This is a genomic window from Paenibacillus sp. FSL R5-0378 (assembly GCF_038009285.1).
In the GTDB taxonomy this organism is placed as follows: Bacteria; Bacillota; Bacilli; order Paenibacillales; family Paenibacillaceae; genus Paenibacillus_AQ; species Paenibacillus_AQ favisporus.
The window spans coordinates 2859633-2884958 of record NZ_JBBPAY010000001.1; the positions used below are offsets into that span (position 1 = coordinate 2859633).

A 25326-nucleotide genomic window follows, 5' to 3' on the forward strand; every position below is an offset into this window, starting at 1 on the left:
ATTTCTATTTTCACCTTAAAGGAATCAGGACTTTTACACAACCCTTACCGCCACTCGACGATCTCATCGAGGCACTGCCTTGCTTTTGGACGTTTGGGGTCCTCTTGCCGGTATCCGAAAGCAACCATACAGGATACGCCGAAATCGCCAGCTCCGATGATACCTTCATTTTGTAAAATAGAGGTCACCTGCTTTTTATCAAAACCTTCGATGGGACTGGAATCAATGCCGATTTGAGCCGCGGCTGTCATCATGTTGGCCAGTGCGATATACGTTTGTCTGCATGCCCATTCAAACAGGAGGCGGTCATTATTTTCGAGCTCCGTTTCGATGAAGGTTTTATAGAACCCGGAAACCCGCTGCACCACTTCTTCAGGCATATGCTGGATGTCTTTCAGCATTTTCATGACATGAGCCGAATCATGCCTTAAGTCTTGTCTGGCCAAAATCACAACAAAATGGCTCGCCGTAGGCAACTGTCCCAGGGCACCGCCCGTGACAGGTTTTAACTTTTCGCGGAGCGCCGCATCCTGAATCACGACAAACTTCCAAGGCTCAAGGCCAACCGAACTCGGAGACAATCTACCTGCCTCCAAAATAAAGCGGAAGTCTTCATCCGGGATTTTTTGGCTGCTATCAAATACATGGCAAGCATGTCTGAATTGAAAAGCCTTTAAAATTTCTTCTTTTTTATTCACCGCTGCGATCATATGGGATCAACCTTCTTTCGTGGGTTTACACATATAACGAGATAAGGCTGGCATTTGTGACCGCTGCTCAAACGCGACTCTTGGTTCATTTACAATGCGGAAGTCCTGTGTTAAATTTAATCGTGTATCAACAAGTGATATGTTGTTTCATCCTGTGAAACAAACGGACGACGACCGTGGACAATTCGATTCGGAAGCTGATGATGATTTAAGGGGGAGAGTCTATGATGGACGAGTCGAGGAAAAACCAGGTAAAGCAGCAGTTTTCCCGGAATGCGGATAAGTACGTGACGAGCGCAATCCATGCCAAAGGCGAGGATCTGGCCTGGCTCGTGTCATGTGCCAAAGCCAATGCGAATATGAATGTGCTTGATATCGCAACAGGGGGAGGACATGTGGCCAATGCGCTTGCCCCGCTGGTTCGGCATGTAACGGCCTGTGATTTAACCCGTGACATGCTCGCGGCAGCAGAACGCTTTATCGGCGGAAATGGACATACGAACGTTAGCTACATAACGGGAGACGCGGAGCAGCTGCCTTTTGAAGATGAATCCTTCGATCTGGTGACCTGCCGGATCGCCGCGCATCATTTCACGGATGTACCGGCGTTTGCCGCCGAGGCTCTGCGGGTTGCCAAACCTGGAGGGAAACTGCTCTTCATAGACAACGCAGCTCCCGAGCAGGACCCTTTGGATCAATTTTATAATGATATAGAAAAGTTACGGGACCCGAGCCATGTCCGGGCATGGAAGAAATCGGAGTGGATTCATCTGCTCGAAAGCACCGGCTTCCGCATTGAGATGGCCGTCTGCTTCCCGAAACCGTTCCGGTTTCAGGATTGGTGCGAGCGGGCCGGACTCCCGCAAGTGGAGAGAGAGGCTTTAGAGAACAAGATGCTGCAGTCTGCAGAAGATGTACGCCGGTTTTTCTCGATATTTTCTGATGAAAACGGCAGGCTTTCCAGCTTTTCCGGAGAATCCGTCTATATTCAGGCTGTCCGGGTGGAGTAAGCAGAGCTTGGACTAACCAAAATCGGGAAGGGGAAATAACGGATAATGAAATGTGCAATTCTGGACGATTATCAACGGGTTGCCTTATCGATGACGGACTGGTCGGCCGTCGCGGAGCACGTCGAGCTCCGTGTATTCGATCATCATTTCGATGACGAAGAGGAGCTGGCTGCTGCGATCGAAGATTGCGAGATCGTCGTCATCATGAGGGAGCGGACGCCGTTCCGGGAATCGCTGTTCCGGCGTCTGCCGCGCCTGAAGCTGCTGGTCACGACAGGTATGCGCAACGCCTCGGTCGATCTGGCCGCGGCTGCGGAACGAGGCGTCGTCGTATGCGGGACGCAAGGAGGCGGCGAGGGGACGACGGAGCTGACCTGGGCGCTCATTCTCGGGCTCGCAAGAAGGCTGGTACAAGAGAACGAAGCGCTGCGCAGCGGCGGAGCCTGGCAGAGCACGATCGGTGTAGACCTGCTCGGCAAGCGGTTAGGGCTGCTCGGCCTCGGCCATATCGGAAGCAACATCGCGCGCATCGGGCAGGCGTTCGGCATGGAGGTTACGGCCTGGAGCCAGAACTTGACCGCCGACAAAGCCGCCGCCGCGGGGGTGAAGCTCGCATCGTCGAAGGACGAGCTGCTGGAGAGCAGCGATTTCGTCTCCATCCATGTCGTGCTCAGTGACCGCACGAGAGGGTTGATCGGCGCGCGGGAGCTTGGACTCATGCGTCCGTCCGCTTACCTCATCAACACCTCGCGGGCACCGATCGTTGACCGTGAGGCTTTGATCGAAGCTTTGCGCAGCGGTAAGATCGCGGGTGCCGGCCTGGACGTATTCGAGCAGGAGCCGCTGCCTATAGACGACCCGCTCCGGACGATGCCGAACGTGCTGGCCACGCCGCATATCGGTTACGTTACCGAAGCGACCTACCGCGCCTACTTCCGCGGCATCGTCGAGGCGATCGATGCGTACCTGAAAGGCTCGCCTGTGAATGTGATTGGGTAACGATATTCAACCCATATGCCAATAAGCTAAGCCCCCGTTAGGGGGCTTTTTTGTGTGGTAAACATCGAGTATGTCCTTGCAAGGACATACCGCTGTTCATGCATTAACCCATATAAGCAGTTCAATGGGAGGGGGAATCAATCTAGCATTTAAAAAATAGTCTATTAATCGTTCATATTCGCCTTTCCTCTCTTTCTCTTCTCTTCATAGTATGTTGGTATATTACAAGATTGGAGGAATGAACAGATGGCAGTTAGTCCTAGTCCGCTTTGTAGACAATTCGCTTCCATTTTGAAGGCGACTCCGCAGGTTATTAACGGTGTTTGTACGGCTTCATCGGTCAGAAACAACATTAAGCCAAGGATTTTAGGTAAGAGAACCAAATCATTTCTGGCCATCCCGCAGGCTTTTTCCTTTGAAAACATTGGCCGTGACGGGAAAGCCTTGTGCCTTGGCGAAACCGTTATTTTAACCGCAGAAATCAATCCTTTTATTTCCCGACTTCGCAGTCATGGTATCAAGGTAACCGCGCTGCATAACCACTGGTTGTTTACAAACCCTAATATTTGGTATATTCACTTCGAAAAAAATGCGAAACCGTTAACTTTCGCAAGAGACGTTCGGGATGCGCTCGATGTCCTGACAACGAAAACGGTTCGGCCTGTAATGATTAAAAAATAATCAACAGGTCAAAAAGGTCCGCCAAAGGCGGATCTTTTTTTGTCTCTGCTCAGAAGCGATCATCACAATATCAATTAATAGTCCGAAGAGGTCACGTCCCGATGTGTACAGGCTTCCCGCGAAGTGTTATCAGCCCACATTGATGGGAATTCTCCTATTGTGTTAAAATTTCTTGTGTTTGTTCAATGATATGAGCTTGCCAAACAGCAAGCTGGCGTAGGAGGGTTCGAACATGAAAATATTGATCGTCGGCGCAATGGGTACGCTTGGAACGGCGGTTCGCCATGAATTGGAGCAGAGCCATGAGATCATTACGGCCGGACGCAAAGGGGCTGACGTCACCGTCGATATGTCGGTACCTGATAGCATCATCGCCATGTATGATGCCGTCGGCAAGGTCGATGCGGTGATCTGCACCGCTGGACAAGCTTACTTCGGTCCGCTGGAGGAATTAACACCGGAACGTAATGAAATCGCGGTCTTAGGGAAGCTGAAAGGACAAATCAACCTCGTGCTGCTGGGGTTGGACCATGTAAATGATCAAGGAAGCTTTACCCTGACCACCGGTATTATTATGGACAGTCCCATTGTGGGCGGAATCTCATCCGCGATGGCGGGCGGCGCCATCAAAGCCTTCGTACAGTCGGCAGCCATTGAAATGCCAAGAGGAATCCGGATCAACAACGTCAGCCCGAACGTACTGGAGGAGTCCATGGATACCTATGGTCCTTATTTCCCGGGCTTTGAGCCTATACCTGCTAGAAGAGCTGCCTTAGCGTTCCGGAAAAGTGTGGAAGGTGCCCAGACCGGACAAACTTATACGGTCTATTGAAGTAAGACGACCGGACGAATATTGTTATCCGTAAAGTTGAAGCCAGGCTAACGAATGTAGCTGTCAGCGAACAAGAGCTTTGGCAGATATGCAGAGCCAGTGGTTGGAGGATATCCAGCGACTGGCTCTTTTTATGCAGTTCCTCGTTCTGCTATCCTCTACAGGATCCGAAGGTTGGTAAATCGAATGATGGAACCCCAGGTCCTATCTGCCACTAGCGTCTTTGTCATAGGTTTGGACGTAAATACCGTCCCCTTCCTGCCATTCGGCGATCAGAACGTCTTTATAATCGGTTATGTGATACGGTTCCAGCTGTGCTCTCAACCAGGATTCGTCAAATCCGAGATCCTTGATTTCGTCCCACAATACTTTCCCGTCGCGGATGATCGTTACGGGAACGTAAACCGGTTTGTCAGGCAGATTCAAATCCTCCCCGGTCGTTTTCTGATACCGGGACTTTTTTAAAATACTGAGGGAGCCGTCGGCCTCCAAATAGCAGAAGGCGACCTCCCGAATCGAGAAGGTTTCGCTCTGGCGGAGCAAGCTTTGCAGCTGGTTTATGTTCATCCGGTTTTTCTTCAGCGCCTGAAGATCTAGGACGCCGTTTTTGATCAATGCAGAAGGCTTGCCCTCAAATATCCCCCGGAAAAACAGCGATTTTTGCCCCAGGTATTCGATAATGACAAGCAGCACTCCCCACAGGCAGATGGAATAGATGATATAAGACAGCCCGACTTTCGGTTCATACAAGGCGTTCCCGAGCAGTTCTCCAAACACGATGGAGGCGATGAAGGTGAAGGGCGTAATTTGTTTGATGATTTTTCTTCCGGCAAATCTCACGATCACGAACAATAAAAAAAATCCGACGATTAGTTTGAGGGTTACGGGCCCTAAATGAATTTCCGGCATATCATTAACCTCGCAGCGGTTTCTATTTTGGAATACATTCTATGTATGCCCATATTGCGCCCGATATTTACTATCGACGTTTCAAGCAGGACAGTAACACAAAAGAACCGGCATTTGGCCGGTTCCAGGATAAGCAGCATCTGAGACTTGGATTTCCGATATCGCAAGGAAAGCTTCCGCTAAGTGCAGCCTGCTTTCCTTGAAGATTCGTCGATCGGCGTTTTTCTAATGCGGCGAGTGGCGGAATGAAAGACAGATGTTACAGTTTGCTTACCTTCAGCAATCTTTTTCCCATGAACCATATGACAGTGCCAGTTCCCCACAGGATCAGGGCGGACCCAAGGCCGACAACGGACATATAAGCATTGATGTGAGCCGCGCCAAAGCTGGCCTCCACAGGCAGGAACAACAGTGTTGCGAGCGCGAGCAGACACAGTAACGCCCCGGTTAGATGGTAAAACTTGACCCGGAACAAAAAGGCCAGCGGAAAAAAGTGAATTCCGACAATCAGAGCGGTCACGATGGGGATCAACGCCGTGCGGCCGGCGGCATTGCAGACGGCAACCGCAATGGCGATTGCGGCACCTTCTGCCGCAAAGACGATATTGAAAAGGATGGCGATCCGTTTGCCGGGCCTTGCATCAGTTACTGAGCTTTGATCCTTGATCTTCCGCGACCCACGGATCAGCGAGGCACCTCCGATGAACAGCACAACCCCAATGGCGACAGCTGCGGCTAACCACAAAGGAGCTGCGAACTCCTGCAATCCCATGATGCCGGTATACGCCCACAGCGTACCGAATAAGGCCATAAAAAAAACGCCGCTTGCCGTTCCGCGTATGGCGGAACTATGGATGGTGCCAGATGGTTTTTTCATAATGTTAACTCCTCCGAATGGATATGATCTTCACTGGATTCATCATATCAAAAGGACCGAAACTCCCGGTATTCACGGTTGTCATGACTTTGATATGACAGTTGTCATCAATTTCCCTATGCTCAAACGCCGCCATGTTTCGGCAGTATGCCATGCAAAAGAAGCCGGCCGGCAATGGGCGCCGGTCAGCTTCTTCAGATCGTATTATTTTGTCCGCAAGTACCGCTTGTCCTTCAGGAATAACCACCAGAACAAAATAAACGCCGGCAGCAGAATGACGGTGCCGAAGCCGTAGCCCCAGAGCAGCGACACGAACATCGAGTGGTTCGTAAAACCGGCTTCCACGGTCAGGTCAGGGTGTACGATGTAGGGCATATGCGCTCTCCCGTAGGCGTAGCTCGCCAGGGCAAACTGCAGAATCACGGCGACGACGGACAGGCGCAGCCAGCCTTTTCTGCCGTTTTTCCGGCGGATCCACAGTGTACCGTACCCGATGGCAAAAGCGACGACCGACAGCAAGAACCACATCGACTGCTCCTGCATCCGGGCTACGATCCATAACGCTTCCGGAACCATCGTAAACGTCGCCAAGACGGCCATCGCCAGCGCCAGCGGCCCCAGAACGACCGCGATGGAGCGATAGTGCTGCGAGACCTGTTCGTCGCCGGCTTCCCGGCCGTAGTCGGACAGGAACAAGGCGGACAGGAACAGCTCGGTCAGAATGCCGAAGCCGACGTGGGCGTACAGCGTAGCGCTGGTCAGCAGCTTCCCGAACTCGAGCTGGGGAAACCCCTGGCTCATGTGAATAAATCCGCCGAGCGAAATCGGCAGCACGCTGACGAGCAGACCGGGGATCAGCAGTCCGGTGACGCCGGACACGATCCGGAGCGCCAGTTCATGCTTCTGGACAGAGTACGAATAGACGATGAACGCGCTCCGAAACAGCAGCAGGACGAGCACCAGGCTCACTGGCACAAGCAGGAGTGTGCCCAGGACATAAGCGGCCCGGGGAAAAAAGCCGACCAGCGCGACCACGAGCAGGACGAGGAAGACGTTGGTCACTTCCCAGGAAGGGGACAGGAAGCGATTCGCGATGTCGGCCGCATGCGGATTCCGTCTGCTGAACACCATGGACCAGAAGCCTGCGCCGAAGTCGATGGAACCGGCGATGGAATAGATGAAAATAAAGCACCAGAGAATGGTGATTGCAAGCTGCGTGTCGCTCATAGGCTTCTCCCCTCTCCGTTTACGCCCTCCACTTCGTCGAAGGTGACCGGATGCCGTTTGAAATAGTAGTACATCACCACGGCCGTGACGATGAGCAGAAAAACATACAGGCCAAGGAAAAGGACAAACAGCGAACCGAGATGCTGCGCCTTCGTCGCGGCCGACGCCGTCGTCTGCATATGGTAGATCGTCCACGGCTGACGCCCCGTACAGCTGAACACCCAGCCCGTTTCAATGCCGATCATGGACAGCGGGCCGGCCAGCAGCAGGGCGGACAGCAGCCACCTCGGATAGGGGCGCTTGGTCAGCAGCCGCAGACCGACCGTAAAGGCCGATGCGAGGATTAGCAGCGTGCCGATCCCGACCATGACGTTGAACAGCGTATGAATGATCAGCGGAGGCCACTGATCCTCCGGAAAATCGTTCAGACCCTTCACCACCGTGTCGAACCGGTTGCCCGCCAGAAAGCTGAGCGCCCACGGAATTTCGATGGCGCCTTTAATACTGCGGGTTTCTTTATCGGTGACACCGCCGATCGCGAGCGGCGCATAGGCTTGGGTCTCAAAGAGCCCCTCGGCCGCCGCCAGCTTTTCGGGCTGATGCTCATGCAGCATTTGTGCAGTTTCGTGGCCGCTAAGCGCCGTCATGAGCGAAATGATCCCGCCGATGAGCAGTCCCAGGAACAGGCTCTTCTGGTGATAGGACCGCTCGCGGTCCGACGATCCGCGCTTTAGCAGCTTATAGGCGGCTACCGAAGCGACCGCAAATGCGCCGGTCATATAGGCCGACAGCAGGACATGCATGGCCGTCGTCGGCAGGCTCGGGTTGAACACGGCCGCCCATGGATGGACGTCAAACACCCGGCCGTCTTCCATCCGGAAGCCGCTGGGCGTGTTCATCCAGGCGTGAGCGTCGGTAATGAGCACGGCGGACATGCTCGATCCGATCGCAACGAAGATGACGCTCAGAATCCGCAGTGTTCCCGGAAGCCGATCCGCTGCGTAGACATAGATGGACATGAACAGCGCCTCGAGGAAAAAGGCCCAGATCTCAATCTGGAAGGGAAGCGCGATCACTTGGCCGACGATTTCCATAAAGCCGGGCCACAAGAGGGACAGCATCACGCCGACCAGGGTTCCCGACGGAATGGCGACACCAAGGAGAATGGCGAGGCCTTTGGTCCAGCGTTTGGCGAGCGTGGCGTAGTCCTTTTCCTTTTTCACCTGGTACAAAATTTCCGCGATGACGATCATGAAGGGGATGCCTACCCCGAGTGTCGCAAAGATGATATGAAACGCCATGGACGATCCGAACAGTGACCGTGCCAGCATAACGTTATCCATAAGAAGCCTCCGTTCTGAGCGTAAAGTCGCATCTTATTGTGAACCAAGGTTATCCAAAGTATTCCTGCGCAGATAAATAACGCCAAGAGCGTAAAGCGGCCGGAACAGAGAGTAAGCAGGCGGGGACAATGGATTGTGGCTGTAACCATCCTGACTGTATAATGAAGATAAGATGATTAGGAAAGGGGCGACCCGGAGTGAAAATCAGCGAATTGTCGCAATTAACCCATGTCAGTGCCCGCTCGATCCGTCATTACGAAAATCAAGGTCTCCTAATCGCCGACAGACTGGATAACGATTACCGGGATTTCCCAGAATCGGCCGTCGGGCGGGTCAAAGCGATCCAGCTGTACTTGAAGCTGGGATTGACGGTTGAAGAGATCAAAGCGTTATTCAGAACGGAAGTGGCCGATCCTGACGGTTATGAATATTGCGAGGAGATGCTGGCCACGTATGAGGGAAAGCTGCAGCAGGTAAATGAGCAGATCGAAGCCTTGCACGGGCTGAAAACATTACTGGAAAGGCAAATCGCCTTCACCAACGGGAAAAAGAACATCGTATAGCCAAAACAGCACTGGAGCGCCGGAAGCATGCTCCGGTTTTTTTATGTTGACATTGACACTAGTGTAAACCTTTATGATGGGCTTAATCTCGTGATGAAGGGAGTATTACCTATGAATACAGGCTTTCCAAAAGACAACCGTCAAGCTGGCGATTCGTATGCGGCCGGCCCTTCCAAATCAGTCACCCTCATCGGACTCGGCCCGATGGGACAGGCGATGGCGCGCGTACTGCTGGATCGCGGCTATGCCGTGACCTTGTGGAACCGGACCCCCGGCAAGGTGGAAGAGCTTGTCCGGCAAGGTGCCGTCCGGGCCGAGACGGTGGGCGGAGCTTTGGATGCGAATGAGCTCACGATACTCAGCCTCACCGATTACGACGCCATGTACACTATTTTTGAACCGGCCTCAGAGCAATTGGCAGGCAAAACGATCGTCAACTTGAGCTCGGACACGCCGGCGAACGCCCGTAAGGCGGCGGAGTGGCTAGCGGACCGCGCCGCCCGTCTCGTCACAGGCGGCGTGCAAGTTCCTCCTTCAGGGATCGGCCAATCCGGATCCTATACGTATTACAGCGGGCCAAGGGAGGCGTTTGAGGTCTATAAGGAGACGCTGAAGGTGCTGACCGGCACCGATTACAGAGGAGAGGATCCCGGACTTTCCATGGTGTATTACCAGATCCAAATGGACATGTTCTGGACATCCATGCTCAGCTATCTGCATGCGCTTGCGCTGGCTGAAGCAAACGGCATTTCGGCGGAACAGCTTCTGCCGTATGCTTCAGCGACCCTGTCGTCGCTGCCGGGCTTCATCGCGTTCTATACGCCTCGCCTTGACGAAGGGCTGCATCCCGGCGATGTGGACAGACTGGCCATGGGTATGGCGAGCGTCCAGCATGTCGTGCACACTGCCGAAGATGCGGGGATTGATGCTGCTTTACCGGCTGCCGTTCTCCAGATTTTCAGGCGGGGAATGGACCAAGGATATGCCGGGAACAGCTTTACCAGCCTGATCGAAACGTTCAAAGCAGCCAAAGTGCGAAACACATGACCCGCAATACCGAAGCCTGACTCTTTTGGAGTTCAGGCTTTTTTGTACTGTAACTGAGAAGCCGATTGACCTTCGTCAAGGTCTAGGGGTATACTTTATTCAATTTTTCAGAATACGTTTTCGTAGCTCGGAAAGAGCAGGAGAACGAGAGTTTGTCTTACATATAACGCTGCATGCAGCGTAACGATCTCAAGGAGGTTATCATTTGCTTACTACATTAAATCTAGCCGGAATTTGGGAACTCCAATTAGATGGGGAGAAGTCCGGATTGCAAACGCCGTTCGCCGATACGATGGCGCTCCCGGGCACGACATCGCATGCCCGAAAAGGGGAGCGGAACGAAGCCGCAGAGATCGGCTCGCTGACGGATGAGTATCGTTTTGAAGGCTATGCCTGGTTTTCACGGACGTTTGAAGTGGACGCATCACTCGTGGGGTTACCCTGCTTCCTTTACCTGGAGCGTACGCGTGTGACAACTGTTTGGATCGACGGTGAGGAATTGGGCAGCCGTAACAGTCTGAGCACCCCCCACGTGTACGAGATCTCCGGAGGACTGACGGCAGGGACGCATACGATGCTCATTCGCGTCGACAACACGAACTACCCCACCAAAGGCGGCCATCTTACATCCCCGGATACCCAGACGAACTGGAACGGCATCACCGGACGGATCGAGCTGCAATTTACGGGCCAGCGTTACCTGCAAAATGTCCAGGTCTATCCGGATGCAGCAAGCCGGTCGGTCACCGTCAAGGCGCGCCGCGTGGGCATTTCTGCAGACAAGCTGGTCGTGTCAGCATCCGGATTCAACGGCGATTCCGAGCATCGGCCGGAGGCGCAAACGTTCAGCCTTTCCGATGATCGCGAGGTCGTTATCACATACCCGCTCGGTGAAGAAGCCAGACTGTGGAGCGAGTTCGATCCCTACCTGTACAAGCTGAACCTTCGTCTGGAGGACGAGGAGGGAACGCTGCTGGACGTGACCGAAATCGTATTCGGACTGCGGTCATTCCAGGCTGACGGCGATAAGTTTACGGTTAACGGAACCCGGACCTTTCTGCGCGGGAAGCATGACGGCCTCATTTTTCCGTTGACAGGCTATGCGCCGACGACCGTTGACGAATGGCTGCGGGTGCTTACCATTGCCAAATCGTACGGCATCAACCATTATCGCTTCCATACCTGCTGTCCGCCGGAAGCTGCTTTTACCGCGGCCGATCTGCTGGGGATCTATATGGAGCCGGAGCTGCCGTTCTGGGGAACCGTCACCGACGAATCCGATCCGAATCATAACGCCGCCGAACAGGAATACCTGATCCAGGAAGGGTTCTCCATGCTGGAGAGCTTCGGCAATCATCCGTCTTTTGTCATGATGTCGCTCGGGAACGAGTTGTGGGGGAGCAAGTCGCGCCTCAGTGAGATCCTTGCCGCTTACAAAGCGTTCGATGACCGCCCCTTGTATACGCAAGGCTCGAACAACTTCCAGTTCGTGCCGGACATTCTCCCGGAGGAGGATTTTTTCTGCGGCGTCCGCTTCTCGCGGGATCGTCTCTTCCGCGGCTCCTACGCCATGTGCGACGCGCCGCAGGGCCATGTGCAGACGGACATGCCAAGCACCCGGAAAGATTATGACGAGCAGATCCAGCCGTCCATCTTGGGTAAAGGACCGGAGGAAGGATCCGGGAACAGCATCCAGATCCAGTACGGCACAGGTACGAAGACCGTGCAGGCGTCGGCCGTAGAAGAACAATTGATCCCCCGCATTCCGGTCGTTTCGCACGAGATCGGACAGTATGCCACCTTCCCGAATTTTGCCGAGATCGAGAAATACACAGGTCCCCTCAAAGCCCGCAATTTCGAAACGTTCCGGAAACGGCTCGAGGACAAGGGGCTCGGCCATTTGGCGGAGGCTTACTTTTGGAACTCCGGGCAGCTGGCGGTAGACTGCTATAAGGAGGAGCTGGAAGCTGCTTTCCGGTCCCGCCGGCTGGCAGGGTTTCAGCTGTTGGATCTCCAGGATTTCAGCGGCCAAGGGACGGCGCTCGTGGGTGTGCTGGATGCTTTTATGGACAGCAAGGGCTTGGTGACTCCGGAAGAGTGGCGGACGTTCTGCTCCGACGCCGTGCTGCTGGCTCGTTTTGACAAATATCATTTTACAGCCGGCGAGCGTTTCGGCGCGCACGTCGAACTGGCTTATTTCCGCGGCATACCGCTAAACACGGCTGAGGTCGTCTGGAACGTTGCAGAAGGCGGGACGATCCTGGCCGAAGGAACGCTGGCTGCAGAAGCATCCAAAGACGATAACTACGTCGATTTCGGGGATATCTCCTTCGTAGTTCCGGAACCTGCGGGTATGACACAGGTCACTTTGTCACTTGCGATCACCGGGACGGATATCTGTAAAACCTACCCGCTCTGGCTCTACCCGGCGGGAGTGACTGTCGATGTATCAGCCGAGCAATGGGTAACCGCACTGGACCCAGGCGTCCTGGCGCGTCTTGCGCAGGGGGAGTCTCTGCTGCTTACGCCGGACCCAGCCCGGCTGGAATCCGCCGTAGACGGTACGTACTGCACGGATTTCTGGTGTTACCCGATGTTCCGGTCGATATCGGAGAGCATGAACAAGCCTGTGCCTGTCGGTACGATGGGACTGCTGATCGATCACTTGCATCAGGCACTGCGGCATTTTCCAAGCGCCTCGCATTCGACGTATCCTTGGTGGAGCATCGCGACCCACTCGCGTCCGATCATTCTGGACGATCTGTCCCAAGCCTTGTCGCCGATCGTACAGACGATCGACAATTTTGAGCGCAACCATAAGCTGGGCCTCTTGTTCGAGTGCCGGGTCGGCGCCGGCAGGCTTCTGGTCTGTCCGCTGAATACGGAAGCGGTGATTGATACGCCGGAGGGCAAGCAGTTCCTGCATAGCCTGATCGAATATGTACGATCGGAAGACTTTGATCCGCAGGTTGAGCTCGCGCCTTCCGAGCTTCAGGCTATCCTGTAGGCTCACGATCTTCAGGATGGCTCCATCCAAACCGGACGATGTTGAAAACACGGACGTTTGGTTGAGCAAAACTGCCGCTGACGTTGCAGCTCCACGTAATTTGCCCTATGATGAGAGAGAAAAGGGGAGCTGAACGTGGCTAGAACTAAAGCATTTGATACGAATGAAGTTCTGCATAAAGCGATGAAGGTTTTCGGGAGCCGGGGCTATGAAGGCACTACACTGCCGGACCTGTTAACCGGGCTGGGCATCGCCCGCCAGAGTTTGTATGACACGTACGGTACGAAGCGTGACCTGTTCGTGACGGCCGTCAAATATTATATGGATCGTAAAAATCGCGATTTGCTGGAATTAATGGACCAGCCGGGTGCGGTTATTGATAAAGTGAAGCTGGCTTTCACGGCGATGATCAGCGCTCTGGCGGACCCGGAGCTGCGCCGGGAGTGTTTTATCATCAGCAGCGCGATTGAGCAAGCGCCTCATGACGAGGAGCTGGCCGCCTATATCCGCTCCAACACCGAACAGGTGGAGCAGGCTTTCTACAGCATGCTGGAGCGAGGGAAGGAGCGGGGCGAGATCGATCCGGCAACCAATACCCGCGAGTTGGCCCGATTTCTGGCGCATGAGCGGATATCCTTGGTCGTTGCGGCAAAGATGGGGATGGACGAACAGGACCTGTTGGGGATCATGAAGATCGTGCTGTCGGTCGTCAATCCAAGTGGTAGTCATATAGAATAGAAGCGGTGCGCAAAAAGGGCTATCCCGTGGTCATCGGTCATGATCATGGGGATAGCCTTTCTTCATGTTGCTTAAAGAGTAAAAAAGCTATTACAGGCGTGGTAAAATGGTTTTACACTTTAGGTCGGCTTAAAGTCAAAGCCGATGCGAATGTTGTAAACTGAACACTGGAGAATAGGCGGGAAACAATGAAAAATGGAAGTATGATGAATAAACAAGGGAGAATGGAAACAGCTTTTTTATATGCAGTGTTCATTTGTTACATCCTTTTTTTATGTAAATTATTGTTCTTGTCAAGGGTTTCGCTTGTGGATTTGTTTAATAGTCAAAGGACTATAGATAGGTCGATCAATCTCATTCCTTTTCATAGTATAAAGGACTATATATTTAGCAACTCTGCCACGATAAAAAAATTCGCTTTTGCTAATGTGGTTGGCAATATCGTTATCTTTATTCCTCTCGGCACCTATTTGTCGTTAATTAAGAACAATAAAAGAACAACCAATCTGCTATTCATAGTAATAATAAGTTTATTTATTGAAATCATTCAGGGCCTTTTAGGCATTGGAGCATCAGACATTGATGACATCCTTTTAAATGGTTTGGGTGGATTCGTCGGTGTTTTAGGGTATACGTTTTTAATGTTTATATTACGGGATAAGATAAAAGTACGTACTGCAATTACAATACTATCGGCAATAGGATTACCCGTTCTATTATATTTATTATTTGCGGTGAGATTGCGTCTCTGAATATCTTTATTGCATAAACAAGATGGTCCCTTACGGAAAAGGAACGGACTTATGACAAAGGATTGTTCTTCTGCTTATGATCCAATCGTTCTTTGCCGTAAACCCGCTCCATGACCGTAATAAAGTCGAGCTATTCTTTTGCTAGCGTTTATTGGTTAATCAACAGCCTGAAACTATACATCGTTGCTCAGACGTAAGCCTTCTCCAGCCAGCACCGGTTGTCCCGAATAAATTCATCCAGCGACCGCGGATTCCGCCCGGTTACTCGCAGTACCGTGTCCGTAACCTGATCTTCCACGCCTTCCGTCCGAATACGGCGATCCAGATCAGCCAGGAATTCAGCGTAGTCATTCGGAATACCGGCGGCTGTAAGCGACTGCGCCAGCTGCTCTTCCGTAATGCGGCTGTGCTTGACGGCCAGGCCTGTAAGCCGGCTGATTATCGCTGCGGCTTCATCATAGCTGAGTGATTCGGGCCCCGTAATGATATGCTCCGTATTGTGCGGTTCCTTGTCCGTCAGCGCATGGAAGGCGACGGCTGAAATATCTTCCGCATCCACGAAGCCGACTTTGCCATCCCCGGTCGCCGTGAACATTTGACCCTGCTGGCGGATGGTATGCCCATGTCCGGCTTCCGTAAAATTTTGCATGAAATAGGATGGCCGCAGCACGGCCCATTCGGGCGCGTGCTCTTTCAGGTACTGATGGACGGGGCCGAAGACGGGCCCATGCTCCGTTATCGACGCACTGGAGAGCAGGACGAAGCGGCGGACGGAGGCGTCCAGTGCTTTGCGGATCAAAGGGATCATGACTTTATCCGGGTGCATGCCCGTCGGGGCGACGAGATAAATCGCACCAACACCTTGCAGGGCTGCTTCGTGGGTGGAATCGTCGTACCAGTCAAAGCGTGCATGGTCTGCCAGGGCATTCTCCATGTTGGACGGGCTTCGTCCGGCTGTCCGGATGGAGTAGCCTTGGTTGATCAAAAGCTGGGCGAGACGGGAGGAAGTTTTTCCTTGTCCTCCTGTGATTAGAATGCGATTGGATGAATCGGTATGCATAAGAACAGCTCCTTTTTTTATCGTTTGAGTGATGATCAAAGTGCTAAGGGGTTCCAGTAGTCCTGAAACCGGACAATTTTTCCGTTCTTAACCTCTACAACAGAAATATACTTCTGCTCATATGGTTTGCCATCCGCGAAGACGTTCCCGTTGCCTTCGTACTGGGCAATAAATACCGGGGATTCCGCCGAAACATGGATTACCGGTTTGGTAAAAGAGCGAATCTCAAGCAGGGTGTCCAGCATATCCAGGTGCTGCTTCAGAGCCCTTTTACCCTTCAAAAATTGAGGTAGCGCCTCAGGCGCGTAAGGGAATTCGAAAACGATATCCTCATCAAACAAATCGAGAAAACCTTCATAATCTTTGTTCATAATACGATCTGTGAACCATTGCATGATCGTTTCTGCCTGTGCGGAAGAAATCGTGCCCATTTGAGATGCCTCGCTTTCTGCGGTGGATTGGACCTGTTTAGCAATTCGCCAAAGGTATGGACCTAATATAACAATTCCGGACTAAATGGTCAATAATATTTTGACTAAATAGTCCGAAAAAAGAAAAAACGATAGAAAGAGGGCGCCTGTTATCAGGTGAGCCGATCTCAGCTTTTCATGAATAAGGTCACTCCATTGGCATACGGACGAAGGGAGGTATACAATACCATTTGGGCGAGCATCGCAAATAACCCATGAAAATCTGTTCATAGGAGGGGAACCATGCCGCAGGAAGACGTGATCAAAACCGTGATGAAACAGTACATTGACCGCTTCAATCAGGATGATGTGGAAGGCGTGCTTTCCCTTTTCGGGGAAGAAGCCACCGTGGAAGATCCGGTCGGTTCACCGGCTGTAGAAGGGAAATCCGCAATCGCTGAATTTTACAAAAAGGTGGTTAATGGAAATACCCGAATCCGGCTTGAGGGACCCATACGGGGATCTCACGGCAATTCGGGAGCCATGGCGCTGCAGATTACGACCTCAGCTGAAGGGAAAACCATTTCCATACCGGTCATTGAAGTGATGACCTTCGACGAACAAGGCAGCATCGCTTCGATGAAGGCCTACTGGGGACCGGGGGATATGGTCATCAAGTAATACGGTATTGGCATAGGTGCCGCCGTACTGGAGCACATGCTGCCCGGTATGGCGGCTTTACGTTTTTCCGGGAAGAAGGATGCACGGGGATAGTCACGACAGCGGGTAATCATAAAATTTGATTATTATCACGTCCGGAACCAGGTGATATTCTGGGGAGGCGCAGCCCTGAAGTCCATATTATTATATGATTTCGCACTATTTTAATATTGTCCTTTCGACTGCATGACGGTAAGATCGTTGTAGTTTGAATTGAAACCGCTTCCTAAAAAGAATTCCATATGCGTATTTCTGCAGGTATGGATTGCTGATCAACGTGAAAATGAGGTGCAGTTCATGACGGAAATCGAAAATCTTAAACAGCAGTTTGCTGATCCGCCTGCGGAATTCAGCCCTATTCCTTTTTGGTTTTGGAACGATGCCCTGTCTGAGGAGGAAATCATCTGCCAAATTCATGATTTTCATGCCAAAGAGGTGGCAGGCTTCGTCATTCACCCGCGGATGGGAATGCCCAGAGAGATTCCTTATTTGTCGGAGAAATACATGGACTTGGTTGAAACCGCCGTATCGGAAGCCGCCGATCTGGGGATGCGGGTCATTCTGTATGATGAAGGGATGTATCCTTCCGGCTCCGCCTGCGGACTCGTCGTGCAGCAGAATCCCGCGTTGGCCAGCCGGGGGTTGCGGCTTCAGGAGATCACATGCGATAAAGGATCAGGCCCCGTCAGGGTTCCCATCTCACTGTCCCCTGGGGAGACGCTGGTGTCGGCCCAAGCTGTTATCAAGCCGTCTGCAGGTGAGGTCCAATTGGGAACGGCACTCATGCTCGAATGTGAGAACGACGGCGTGTCGTTCACACCGCCGGCACAAGGAAATTGGTCGGTCTTATTGTTCATCGAGACTCCATCGCAGGGAACCATCCGCGGGGTTCATCCCGGACAGGACGATGGCGAGCCGGACGCTCCATTAGCGGCTGATTTACTGAATCCGGATGCGGTGAGAACCTTTATTACGATAACGCATGAAAGATACTATCAAAGGCTGCATCGCTATTTTGGAACGACCGTATTCGCCTTTTTCACCGACGAACCTGATTTGCTCGGCCGCGGCCATATCAGGGGGCTGAAGCCATGGACGAACGGCTTCCTGAACGAGCTTATCGAGAACGGCTTTCGGGAGCAGGATTTACCGGCGCTGTGGTTCGAGACGGGAGACTCTGCCGCTTCGGTCCGCGAAGCCTACGAAACGGCGGTCCGGAACCGGCTGGGCCGCACGTATTATAAGCAGATCGCCGATTGGTGCGAAGCGCATGGTATCAGCCTTACCGGTCATCCGGCGGGAAGTGACGACATTGGGCTGCTGGAGCATTTTCATATTCCCGGGCAGGATGTCGTCTGGAGGTACATCGCTCCCGAAGACGGCAAGTCGCTCACCGGCGTGCACAGCACCATGGGCAAGTGCTCATCGGATGCCGCCCGCCACAGGGGAAGACGAAGAAACCTGAACGAGTGCTTCGGCGTCTGCGGAATCGAAGGCGGCTGGTCGCTGACCGCCGACAATATGAAATGGTACCTGGACTGGCTGTTCGTCCGGGGTGTCAATCTGATCAGCCCGCATGCCTTTTATTACTCCATCCGCGGGGAGCGAAGGGACGAGCGTCCGCCGGATGTCGGACCTCATAACATATGGTGGCCGGAATACGGCCGGTTTGCAAGGTACATCAAGCGGATGAGCTGGATGATGACAGGCGGCGTGAACGGAACGGAGGTCGCCGTACTGGCGGGGGCTAAACACCTGCCTTGGCAAATCGTCAAGCCGCTGTATGAGCAGCAGATCGAGTTCAATTACTTGGAGGAATCGCTGCTGAACACCTCCTGCGAGTTAGAGGACGGGACGATTGCGATCGCCGGTTACCGGTATAAAGCGCTCCTGATTGAGGATTCCCTGCGGCTTGCGCCGTCCAGCCTTCAGTTCCTGAGGACGTTTGCCGATCAGGGCGGGGTGATCATCGAATGGAGTCCGGAAGGCAAGGATAGCGCACATATCAGCCAGATCGCGGTAAGCCGAATCGAAGAGGTTCCGGAAGCGCTGGGGCGTAGGCTGGGCTTGAAGCATAGGCTCGAACCCGCCGCGGAAGCGATTCGGATCAGCCGGGTGCTGAAGAACGATATCTGTTTCTATGTCATCGTCAATGAGGGCGAAGAAGGATACGAAGGTGCCTTGCGGATCAACCACACCGGTGCGGCGGAATATTGGCGGCCTTGGACGGGGGAATGCGAAGCGGCGAGGACGGTTCGAAAAGAGGATGGACAGGTCGTCGACTTGCGTATAGAGCGCAGGGAATGCATCATCGTTGCCGTGAATCCGGCCTCGGATGACCAAGGGACAGGCTTCACAGGGGAGCCGGCGAAGAGCAAGAGGGATGGGGACGTATCGGTGGAGGACCTGTCGGAAGGCTGGCAGGTGGTGGATGGTCCATGGACCGGGGAGCTCTCTTCGCTGTCGTCATGGACTCATTGGGAAGGGATGGACCGCTTCTCGGGAACGGTTGTTTACGAGCGGAGCCTTGAACTCGCAGACCCGTCCGCGTGGGCAGAACTCCTGCTGGATCTTGGCGATGCCCATGAGTTCGTCCAGCTCGAGGTGAACGGCAGGAAGGCGGGAGTCCGAATGTGGAAGCCTTACGTTTTTGACTTGACCGAATCGGGACTGCTTTCTGAAACGAACCGCTTACGCGTGTCTGTCACGAACAGCCTGGCCAACCGCTACGACGGCAAGTCCTTCCCATCCGGGTTGATTGGCCCGGTACAGCTGATGAAGGTGCCGCATCCTTGAGATTTCTTTGGCAGGAAGAACTGAGTTCGTGACGGCAAGTTGTCGAACCACCATATGAAAGGTAACTCTTCGCTGCAGGCTGATCTGTTAAGGGATAGCGGATGACGTTTCCCGTTTGACGGCCAGCTTGACGAAGCGGCACAGCGGTTCGAGTTTGAACCGGGACATCATTTCGATTGAGATCGACCTAAAATAACGGCAGAATCTGCTCCTCTTCCCGCGGCTGCACAGCGTCTGTGCAGACGTCCCGAAGAGGAGTTTTCGTATTTGGCAATCCTCGGACGCATACGATGCACGACGATTCTCAAGTATATGGACTCTGCGAAATGGCGAAAATGATGAGAAAGATTCATAAACCGTGCTGCAAGGGGACCGACAAATGTCATTTTTCAAACAACTATGGAAGGCCATGCTCAAGGATGAATCTAAATCGCAGGAAGCCATTGTCGAGGCATATCCTGAAAACAACGAAAGTCCCTCTCTTCAACATACGCTGGAGCAATTTGACAATTGCGCCGATCTGGTGCATCGAACGTACCCCAAACTTCAAGTGGATATCGTGTACTTTAGTCCCATGATGGATATGGACAAGCTGACTCGCGACGTATTAACCCCCTGCTGCAAGCTGGTGAAGCTGAAGTATCCGGCGTGTTGGAGCAAAGCCAATTTTCCAAAAGTGAGGACAGCAAGCAAATCGTTAAAGGGATTCTTTCCGGACAGGCAGCTATCTTTTACGGGCAATCCGCCTATTTAGTGGATGTTTTCGGCCCCGAATCGCGCGCCGTTACCCAATCCGAAACGGAGACGGTCATTACGGGCCCCCATGATGCTTTTACAGAACGTGCGGGAACGAATCTGGCGCTCATTCGCAGCCGAATTCGAAGCTCACATCTGAAAGTGATCCGGTTGTCTGTGGGGGAAGTCACCAAAACGGATGTGTTTATCCTTTATATAGAAGGAATTGCAAACATGGATTATGTCCATGAGGCGATAAGCAGAATTCAAGCCATTGAAATGGACGCCGTGTATGACACCTCGATGCTCATCCAATGCATAGAGGACAGCCCAAAATCCGTGTTTCCCCAATTCATTACGTCGGAACGTCCGGACGCGATTGCGTCCAAGCTGGTATCCGGGCGGGTGGTCGGGCTCTGTGACGGGAGTCCTTCAGCATTTAGTGCACCTACATCCGTGTTCGAATTTTTCTCTTCCTCGGACGATTACTACCAACGATGGATGGTCGGTACCGGGATCCGCCTGCTTAGATTCGTTGCCTTTATCATTACAGTAGCCTTCACGGCCCTTTACGTGTCCGTCACGACGTATCATTATGAGATGATTCCTGAAAATCTGCTGATCCCGTTAACGGAATCCAGAAGCAGGGTTCCCTTTCCACCTTTATATGAAGCTCTGCTGATGGAAACCACGATCGAGCTGCTAAGGGAAGCCGGCGCACGGCTGCCTACTAAAATCGGGCAAACCATCGGTATCGTCGGGGGTATTGTGATAGGACAGGCAGCCGTTCAGGCCGGTCTGACAAGTAATATTTTAATTATCGCTGTGGCGATCTCTGCGATCTCCTCCTTTGTTATTCCCAGTTATGCCATGAGCGGCTCGATTCGAATCATTCGTTTCGGGATCATCGTATTGGCAGGAATATGGGGGAACTTCGGGATTGCGATCGGTTTCACCGCGATCATTATTCATCTTGGGGGAGTGCTCAGCCTCGGTACGTCATATTTAACTCCCGTTGCCCCGTTTAAGTTTAGGGATTGGAAAGATACGTTTATCCGGGCTCCATTTTTTATCCTGGATGAAAGACCTACGCAAACCAAGACGCCAAACCGGATAAGACAAAAGCCCAGAAGGTAGGTGACGGCTCATGAAGGAGAAGTTATCTGCGTTTCACACCACCATATTAATCTATATGACTCAAGTCGGCGTAGTCAGCTTCAGCCTTCCCCGAATGCTTGCCCAGCATTTTGGAACGAACGGTTGGCTTGCGATATTCATTATGGCGGCCTTTGCATTTCTAAACACGGCGATCATTGCTGTTGTTTATCGGCTGTCCAAAGGGAAATCCGTCTTTGAAACGCTAGAAAGGTCGATTCCCAAAATCGTTCTGTTCCCGATATACCTTTTTTTATGCTGTTTTTGGGTAACGATCGGCTGTTTGGCCGCGAAGGAGTACATATTTATCTTTCAAATTATCGCTTTTCCTTCGACCCATCCGATGATCTTTATGTTTATTTTTTGTGTGCTCGCCTATTTATTAATTAATAAGGGAATTTACAATATTGCCAAAGTTTCGACCGTTTTTTATATCATCACGGTGTGGATCCTTTTTTTGTTCTTTTTTTACTATCATGACTTTAAGTGGACCCGGCTTACGCCTTTCATTTTTCAAGGTGGAAATCCGGACAAAATCAAAGGGTTTTTCGATGTGTATCCAGCTTTTCTCGGATACGAGCTGACCCTACTGCTTTTTCCATATGCGGACAAAAAAACGCATCTCATGCGGTCGGCATTTATAAGCAGTGGGCTGGCGACCATCGTGTATGCGTTCATTGCCTTCGTCTCTTTTGGCTTTTTCGGTTTGGGCTATCTGAAGGTGCTGCAATACCCGATTCTCGTCTTGTTTGCGTATGTTCACCTTCCGCTCATTGAACGCATTGAGAATCTGCTTTACGGTTTTCTCTTGTTTACAACCATGATCACGACGGTGATGAACAGCTGGGCTGCCGTTGAGGTCGGGAAAAGGATGTTTCCCAAATTAAAAAACGTCGTATTAAGTTTTTTGATCATGCTGTTCGGTTATGTGATCTCCATTATCCCGAAGGTGCTGATGGAGGCCCAGAGGTGGCTGAATTACGCAGCTTACATCGAAACCGGTCTCGCTTTCGGCTTCCCGATTGCTCTGATCTTGTTGTTGCTTATTCAACGAAGCAGAGGTGAATTCCAATCATGAACAAAAGATGGCCCGGATTGTTGTTGACCCTTGCCATGCTTACGGGATGCGACGATCAGCACATATTGGAGAGAACCGGATTTTGCCACACGATCAGCTACGATCTTTTGCCGGACCATAATTTTAAAATCGGACTGAGCGTACCCAAGGCAGATCCGAACTCCAAGACGGACCGGGAGGTGCTGCAAGCTATCGCCCACAGCAGTAAGGACTCACAACCGAAATTGGTCAGACAAACCAGTCTGCTGCTGGTTAACGGACAGCTGCGGAACCTTCTCTTCAGCCTGCCTTTAGCCGAGGGCGGTCTTTTGGACCAAATGGATACACTGAGCCGAGATCCATCGATTCCGCCTAAAGTCAAGATTACTCTGGCTGATGGCGATGCCTATGATTTGCTTAAAAAAAATTACAAGGAGCACCCCCGAACCGACCGGTACATTTATACTTTGCTGGAAAAGGAGGCGGCGTATCAAACGGTGCCTGAGGCTACCCTGTACGAATTCATACGGGATTATTACGATGACGGAATTGATCCGATCGCTCCCATCATCAAAGACGCGGGAGATACGATTACGGTCTCCGGCGTAGGACTGTTTAGAGGGGACAGATATATTACCAGGATCAAACCGGATGATTTGCACATACTGGCTTTGTTACGACATAATCTGCGGCATGCGGATATGACGATCCATCTGGCTTCGGAAGGACAGCACAAAGAACTGATCACCTTCAATTATCTGAAGAGTGACCGGAAGATCGATGTTCTTCGCGACAAGAGCGGCAAACCCGTGGTGATGATTCATATCAAGGCGTCCGGATCGGTGCTTGAGTATATCGGAAAATTGAAGCTGCACAGTGATGCGGACCGAAATACATTATTGCAGCAGGCAGCCAGGCATCTGGAGAGCAGAGCGGATGAGATGATCAAGTTTATGCAGGATAACAAGGTGGACAGCATCGGGATTGGTGCTTATGTGCGTAACAGCATGAGTTATGCGTCCTGGAAGAAACTTGACTGGTATGAAGAGTATGCTCATCTTACCGTGAAATGCAAGGTCGATTTAAACATCATCAACTCTGGACAAACCCTCTAGAAGCGGCTGACTGAGGCAGGGAAGGGGTTATTCAGAAAGACGAAAAAAAGGGGGTTGACACCAAACGTATTTAAGCATAGAATTGTCTCATAATCAAATATCTCAAATTAAAGACAAATGAATTTAAGGTTTTTGAAGGGTGGGAATCGGATGCAATCGACATGCAAAAATAAAGCGTACCTGGCGTTAATGCAGACTTCTAAAGAAATCCAGGAATGCATTAGAGCCGAGCTGGCGAAAACCGACCTTCACGTTACGGAATTTTCAGTATTGGAAGTCCTCTACTTCCATGGCAAGCAGACGATCCACGAAGTGGCGCAGCGCATTTTGGTGTCAAGCGGATCCATGACGTATGTGATCGATAAGCTGGAGCGTAAGAACATGCTCAAACGGGTACCGTGTCCTGACGACCGCCGGGTAATCCATCTGGTTCTTACCCCCTACGGGGAAGCGTTCATGCAGTCCATCATGCCGAGACATCAGGAGCGGGTGGAGCAGCTGTTCGGATCGCTGTCTGAAGAGGAGTCGGGAACCTTCGTACAGCTGCTCGGAAAAATCAAGCATCAGCTTCATGTACAGGTTTAATCATTCGATCTAAAATAATGAAGATCACGGGAGGAATTTAAAATGAGTAAAAAAACGATGGGAATTCACCATATTACAGCTATTGTGGGTCATCCGCAGGAAAACGTCGATTTTTATGCCGGCGTATTGGGGCTTCGCCTGGTAAAGAAAACGGTCAACTTTGACGATCCGGGTACCTATCATTTGTACTTTGGCAATGAAGGCGGTAAACCGGGGACGATCATTACATTCTTCCCTTGGGCAAACGCGTATCAGGGCAAAATCGGCGACGGCCAGGTTGGAGTCACCTCTTATGTTGTGCCTGCCGATGCGATGTCCTTCTGGGAAAAACGGCTGGAGCAGTTTCAGGTTCCTTTTACAAAAACGCAGCGCTTTGGCGAAACGTACTTGACGTTTGACGATCCGCACGGACTCCATTTGGAAATCGTTGAGCGGGAGGAAGGCGAGCCTAATGCCTGGAGCTTTGGCGGCGTAACTGCGGACGTTGCGATCAAAGGATTCGGAGGCGCGACCCTGTATTCTGCGCATCCGGAGCAGACGGCGGAATTGCTGGAGAACGTGATGGGTCTGGAACTCATCGGCAAAGAAGGGGATTTGGCCCGGTATCGCTCTACTGCGGATATCGGCAACGTCATCGATCTGAAGCTGGCCTCGGCAGGCCGCGGTCAGATGGGGGTCGGAACGGTACACCATATTGCCTGGCGGGCCAAAGACGATCAGGATCAGTTGGACTGGCAAAGCTATGTTGCTGACAACGGCTATCACGTGACGCATGTGCGTGACCGCAACTATTTCAATGCCGTCTACTTTAAAGAGCATGGGGAAATCTTGTTTGAAATTGCCACCGATCCTCCAGGATTTGCCCACGACGAGTCTTTGGAAACGATGGGACAGCAGCTGATGCTGCCGGCGCAATACGAACCTCATCGCGCTGAGCTTGAACGGGTTCTGCTTCCGTTTGAAGTCAGAACACTGGACTAATTGAAGGGAGGGGCAAC

The 25326-nt window shown here is 52.1% G+C and carries 24 protein-coding genes; 17 read left to right on the forward strand and 7 right to left on the reverse strand.

All coding sequences use genetic code 11. From position 1 onward, the window contains the following. Positions 1 to 44 precede the first annotated feature (44 nt). Positions 45 to 710 (reverse strand): NAD(P)H-dependent oxidoreductase, encoded by a 666-nt coding sequence (locus tag MKY74_RS13385; protein WP_076168953.1) that lies wholly within the window; start codon positions 708 to 710, stop codon positions 45 to 47. A gap of 227 nt (positions 711 to 937) precedes the next feature. Between MKY74_RS13385 and MKY74_RS13390 the strand changes: the two genes are divergently transcribed. From MKY74_RS13390 to MKY74_RS13405, 4 genes are all read left to right on the forward strand, one after another. Next, positions 938 to 1720, forward strand: a complete 783-nt coding sequence (locus MKY74_RS13390) for a class I SAM-dependent methyltransferase (protein ID WP_076169599.1) — start codon at positions 938 to 940, stop codon at positions 1718 to 1720. Positions 1721 to 1765: 45 nt separating this feature from the next. Then, entirely contained in the window at positions 1766 to 2719 is a 954-nt protein-coding gene (locus MKY74_RS13395) for a D-2-hydroxyacid dehydrogenase family protein (RefSeq protein ID WP_076168950.1), read from the forward strand. Positions 2720 to 2965: 246 nt separating this feature from the next. Continuing rightward, on the forward strand, positions 2966 to 3400 hold the full coding sequence (locus tag MKY74_RS13400) for a DUF1259 domain-containing protein (protein WP_076168947.1): 435 nt from the start codon (positions 2966 to 2968) through the stop codon (positions 3398 to 3400). Between the two features lie 232 nt (positions 3401 to 3632). After that, positions 3633 to 4232, forward strand: coding sequence for a short chain dehydrogenase (locus MKY74_RS13405; RefSeq protein ID WP_076168944.1), 600 nt, complete (start codon positions 3633 to 3635; stop codon positions 4230 to 4232). 204 nt (positions 4233 to 4436) lie between these two features. Here MKY74_RS13405 and MKY74_RS13410 read toward each other — a convergent pair whose 3' ends face one another. The 4 genes from MKY74_RS13410 to MKY74_RS13425 form a co-directional block, all read right to left on the reverse strand. Further along, entirely contained in the window at positions 4437 to 5141 is a 705-nt protein-coding gene (locus MKY74_RS13410; RefSeq protein ID WP_076168942.1) for a DUF421 domain-containing protein, read from the reverse strand. A 259-nt stretch (positions 5142 to 5400) separates the two neighbouring features. Beyond that, the gene (locus tag MKY74_RS13415; RefSeq protein WP_076168939.1) at positions 5401 to 6018 is read right to left on the reverse strand and encodes a hypothetical protein; all 618 of its coding nucleotides are present in this window, start codon (positions 6016 to 6018) and stop codon (positions 5401 to 5403) included. Positions 6019 to 6222: 204 nt separating this feature from the next. Next, positions 6223 to 7245: a cytochrome d ubiquinol oxidase subunit II gene (locus MKY74_RS13420; protein WP_076168936.1), complete on the reverse strand. Its 1023-nt coding sequence runs from the start codon at positions 7243 to 7245 to the stop codon at positions 6223 to 6225. Then, complete coding sequence (locus MKY74_RS13425; RefSeq protein ID WP_076168934.1) at positions 7242 to 8588, reverse strand: cytochrome ubiquinol oxidase subunit I; 1347 nt, start codon at positions 8586 to 8588, stop codon at positions 7242 to 7244. Before MKY74_RS13425 ends, MKY74_RS13420 begins: the two co-directional genes overlap by 4 nt. Before the next feature lie 197 nt (positions 8589 to 8785). Here MKY74_RS13425 and MKY74_RS13430 point away from each other — a divergent pair, with 197 nt between their 5' ends. The 5 genes from MKY74_RS13430 (at position 8786) to MKY74_RS13450 (ending at position 14695) form a co-directional block, all read left to right on the forward strand. Further along, the gene (locus tag MKY74_RS13430; RefSeq protein ID WP_076168931.1) at positions 8786 to 9151 is read left to right on the forward strand and encodes a MerR family transcriptional regulator; all 366 of its coding nucleotides are present in this window, start codon (positions 8786 to 8788) and stop codon (positions 9149 to 9151) included. 111 nt (positions 9152 to 9262) lie between these two features. Next, positions 9263 to 10198 (forward strand): NAD(P)-dependent oxidoreductase, encoded by a 936-nt coding sequence (locus MKY74_RS13435; protein WP_076168928.1) that lies wholly within the window; start codon positions 9263 to 9265, stop codon positions 10196 to 10198. Between the two features lie 205 nt (positions 10199 to 10403). Continuing rightward, entirely contained in the window at positions 10404 to 13205 is a 2802-nt protein-coding gene (locus MKY74_RS13440; protein ID WP_076168925.1) for a glycoside hydrolase family 2 TIM barrel-domain containing protein, read from the forward strand. A gap of 135 nt (positions 13206 to 13340) precedes the next feature. Continuing rightward, the gene (locus tag MKY74_RS13445; protein WP_076168923.1) at positions 13341 to 13943 is read left to right on the forward strand and encodes a TetR/AcrR family transcriptional regulator; all 603 of its coding nucleotides are present in this window, start codon (positions 13341 to 13343) and stop codon (positions 13941 to 13943) included. A 188-nt stretch (positions 13944 to 14131) separates the two neighbouring features. After that, the gene (locus tag MKY74_RS13450) at positions 14132 to 14695 is read left to right on the forward strand and encodes a VanZ family protein (protein ID WP_208629257.1); all 564 of its coding nucleotides are present in this window, start codon (positions 14132 to 14134) and stop codon (positions 14693 to 14695) included. Between the two features lie 187 nt (positions 14696 to 14882). On the opposite strand, the gene MKY74_RS13455 is transcribed toward MKY74_RS13450, so the two are convergent. Next, positions 14883 to 15755, reverse strand: coding sequence for an NmrA family NAD(P)-binding protein (locus MKY74_RS13455; protein ID WP_076168921.1), 873 nt, complete (start codon positions 15753 to 15755; stop codon positions 14883 to 14885). A 35-nt stretch (positions 15756 to 15790) separates the two neighbouring features. Further along, the gene (locus MKY74_RS13460) at positions 15791 to 16186 is read right to left on the reverse strand and encodes a nuclear transport factor 2 family protein (protein WP_076168919.1); all 396 of its coding nucleotides are present in this window, start codon (positions 16184 to 16186) and stop codon (positions 15791 to 15793) included. A gap of 282 nt (positions 16187 to 16468) precedes the next feature. Between MKY74_RS13460 and MKY74_RS13465 the strand changes: the two genes are divergently transcribed. The 8 genes from MKY74_RS13465 (at position 16469) to MKY74_RS13500 (ending at position 25309) form a co-directional block, all read left to right on the forward strand. Further along, positions 16469 to 16846 (forward strand): nuclear transport factor 2 family protein, encoded by a 378-nt coding sequence (locus MKY74_RS13465; protein ID WP_076168916.1) that lies wholly within the window; start codon positions 16469 to 16471, stop codon positions 16844 to 16846. A gap of 336 nt (positions 16847 to 17182) precedes the next feature. Then, complete coding sequence (locus tag MKY74_RS13470) at positions 17183 to 19681, forward strand: glycosylhydrolase-like jelly roll fold domain-containing protein (RefSeq protein WP_076168914.1); 2499 nt, start codon at positions 17183 to 17185, stop codon at positions 19679 to 19681. A gap of 379 nt (positions 19682 to 20060) precedes the next feature. Then, on the forward strand, positions 20061 to 20435 hold the full coding sequence (locus tag MKY74_RS13475; RefSeq protein ID WP_244169214.1) for a hypothetical protein: 375 nt from the start codon (positions 20061 to 20063) through the stop codon (positions 20433 to 20435). Then, a complete protein-coding gene (locus MKY74_RS13480) occupies positions 20330 to 21553 on the forward strand; it encodes a spore germination protein (RefSeq protein WP_244169213.1) in 1224 nt (407 codons plus the stop codon). The genes MKY74_RS13475 and MKY74_RS13480 overlap by 106 nt, the downstream gene beginning before the upstream one ends. Before the next feature lie 10 nt (positions 21554 to 21563). Further along, positions 21564 to 22649: a GerAB/ArcD/ProY family transporter gene (locus MKY74_RS13485; RefSeq protein WP_076168911.1), complete on the forward strand. Its 1086-nt coding sequence runs from the start codon at positions 21564 to 21566 to the stop codon at positions 22647 to 22649. Continuing rightward, positions 22646 to 23743 (forward strand): Ger(x)C family spore germination protein, encoded by a 1098-nt coding sequence (locus MKY74_RS13490; protein ID WP_076168909.1) that lies wholly within the window; start codon positions 22646 to 22648, stop codon positions 23741 to 23743. Before MKY74_RS13485 ends, MKY74_RS13490 begins: the two co-directional genes overlap by 4 nt. 150 nt (positions 23744 to 23893) lie before the next feature. Then, positions 23894 to 24328, forward strand: a complete 435-nt coding sequence (locus MKY74_RS13495) for a MarR family winged helix-turn-helix transcriptional regulator (RefSeq protein WP_076168906.1) — start codon at positions 23894 to 23896, stop codon at positions 24326 to 24328. Between the two features lie 42 nt (positions 24329 to 24370). Continuing rightward, positions 24371 to 25309 carry a ring-cleaving dioxygenase gene (locus MKY74_RS13500; RefSeq protein ID WP_076168904.1) on the forward strand — a complete coding sequence of 313 codons (939 nt, stop codon included), beginning with the start codon at positions 24371 to 24373 and terminating at the stop codon, positions 25307 to 25309. Positions 25310 to 25326 lie beyond the last annotated feature (17 nt).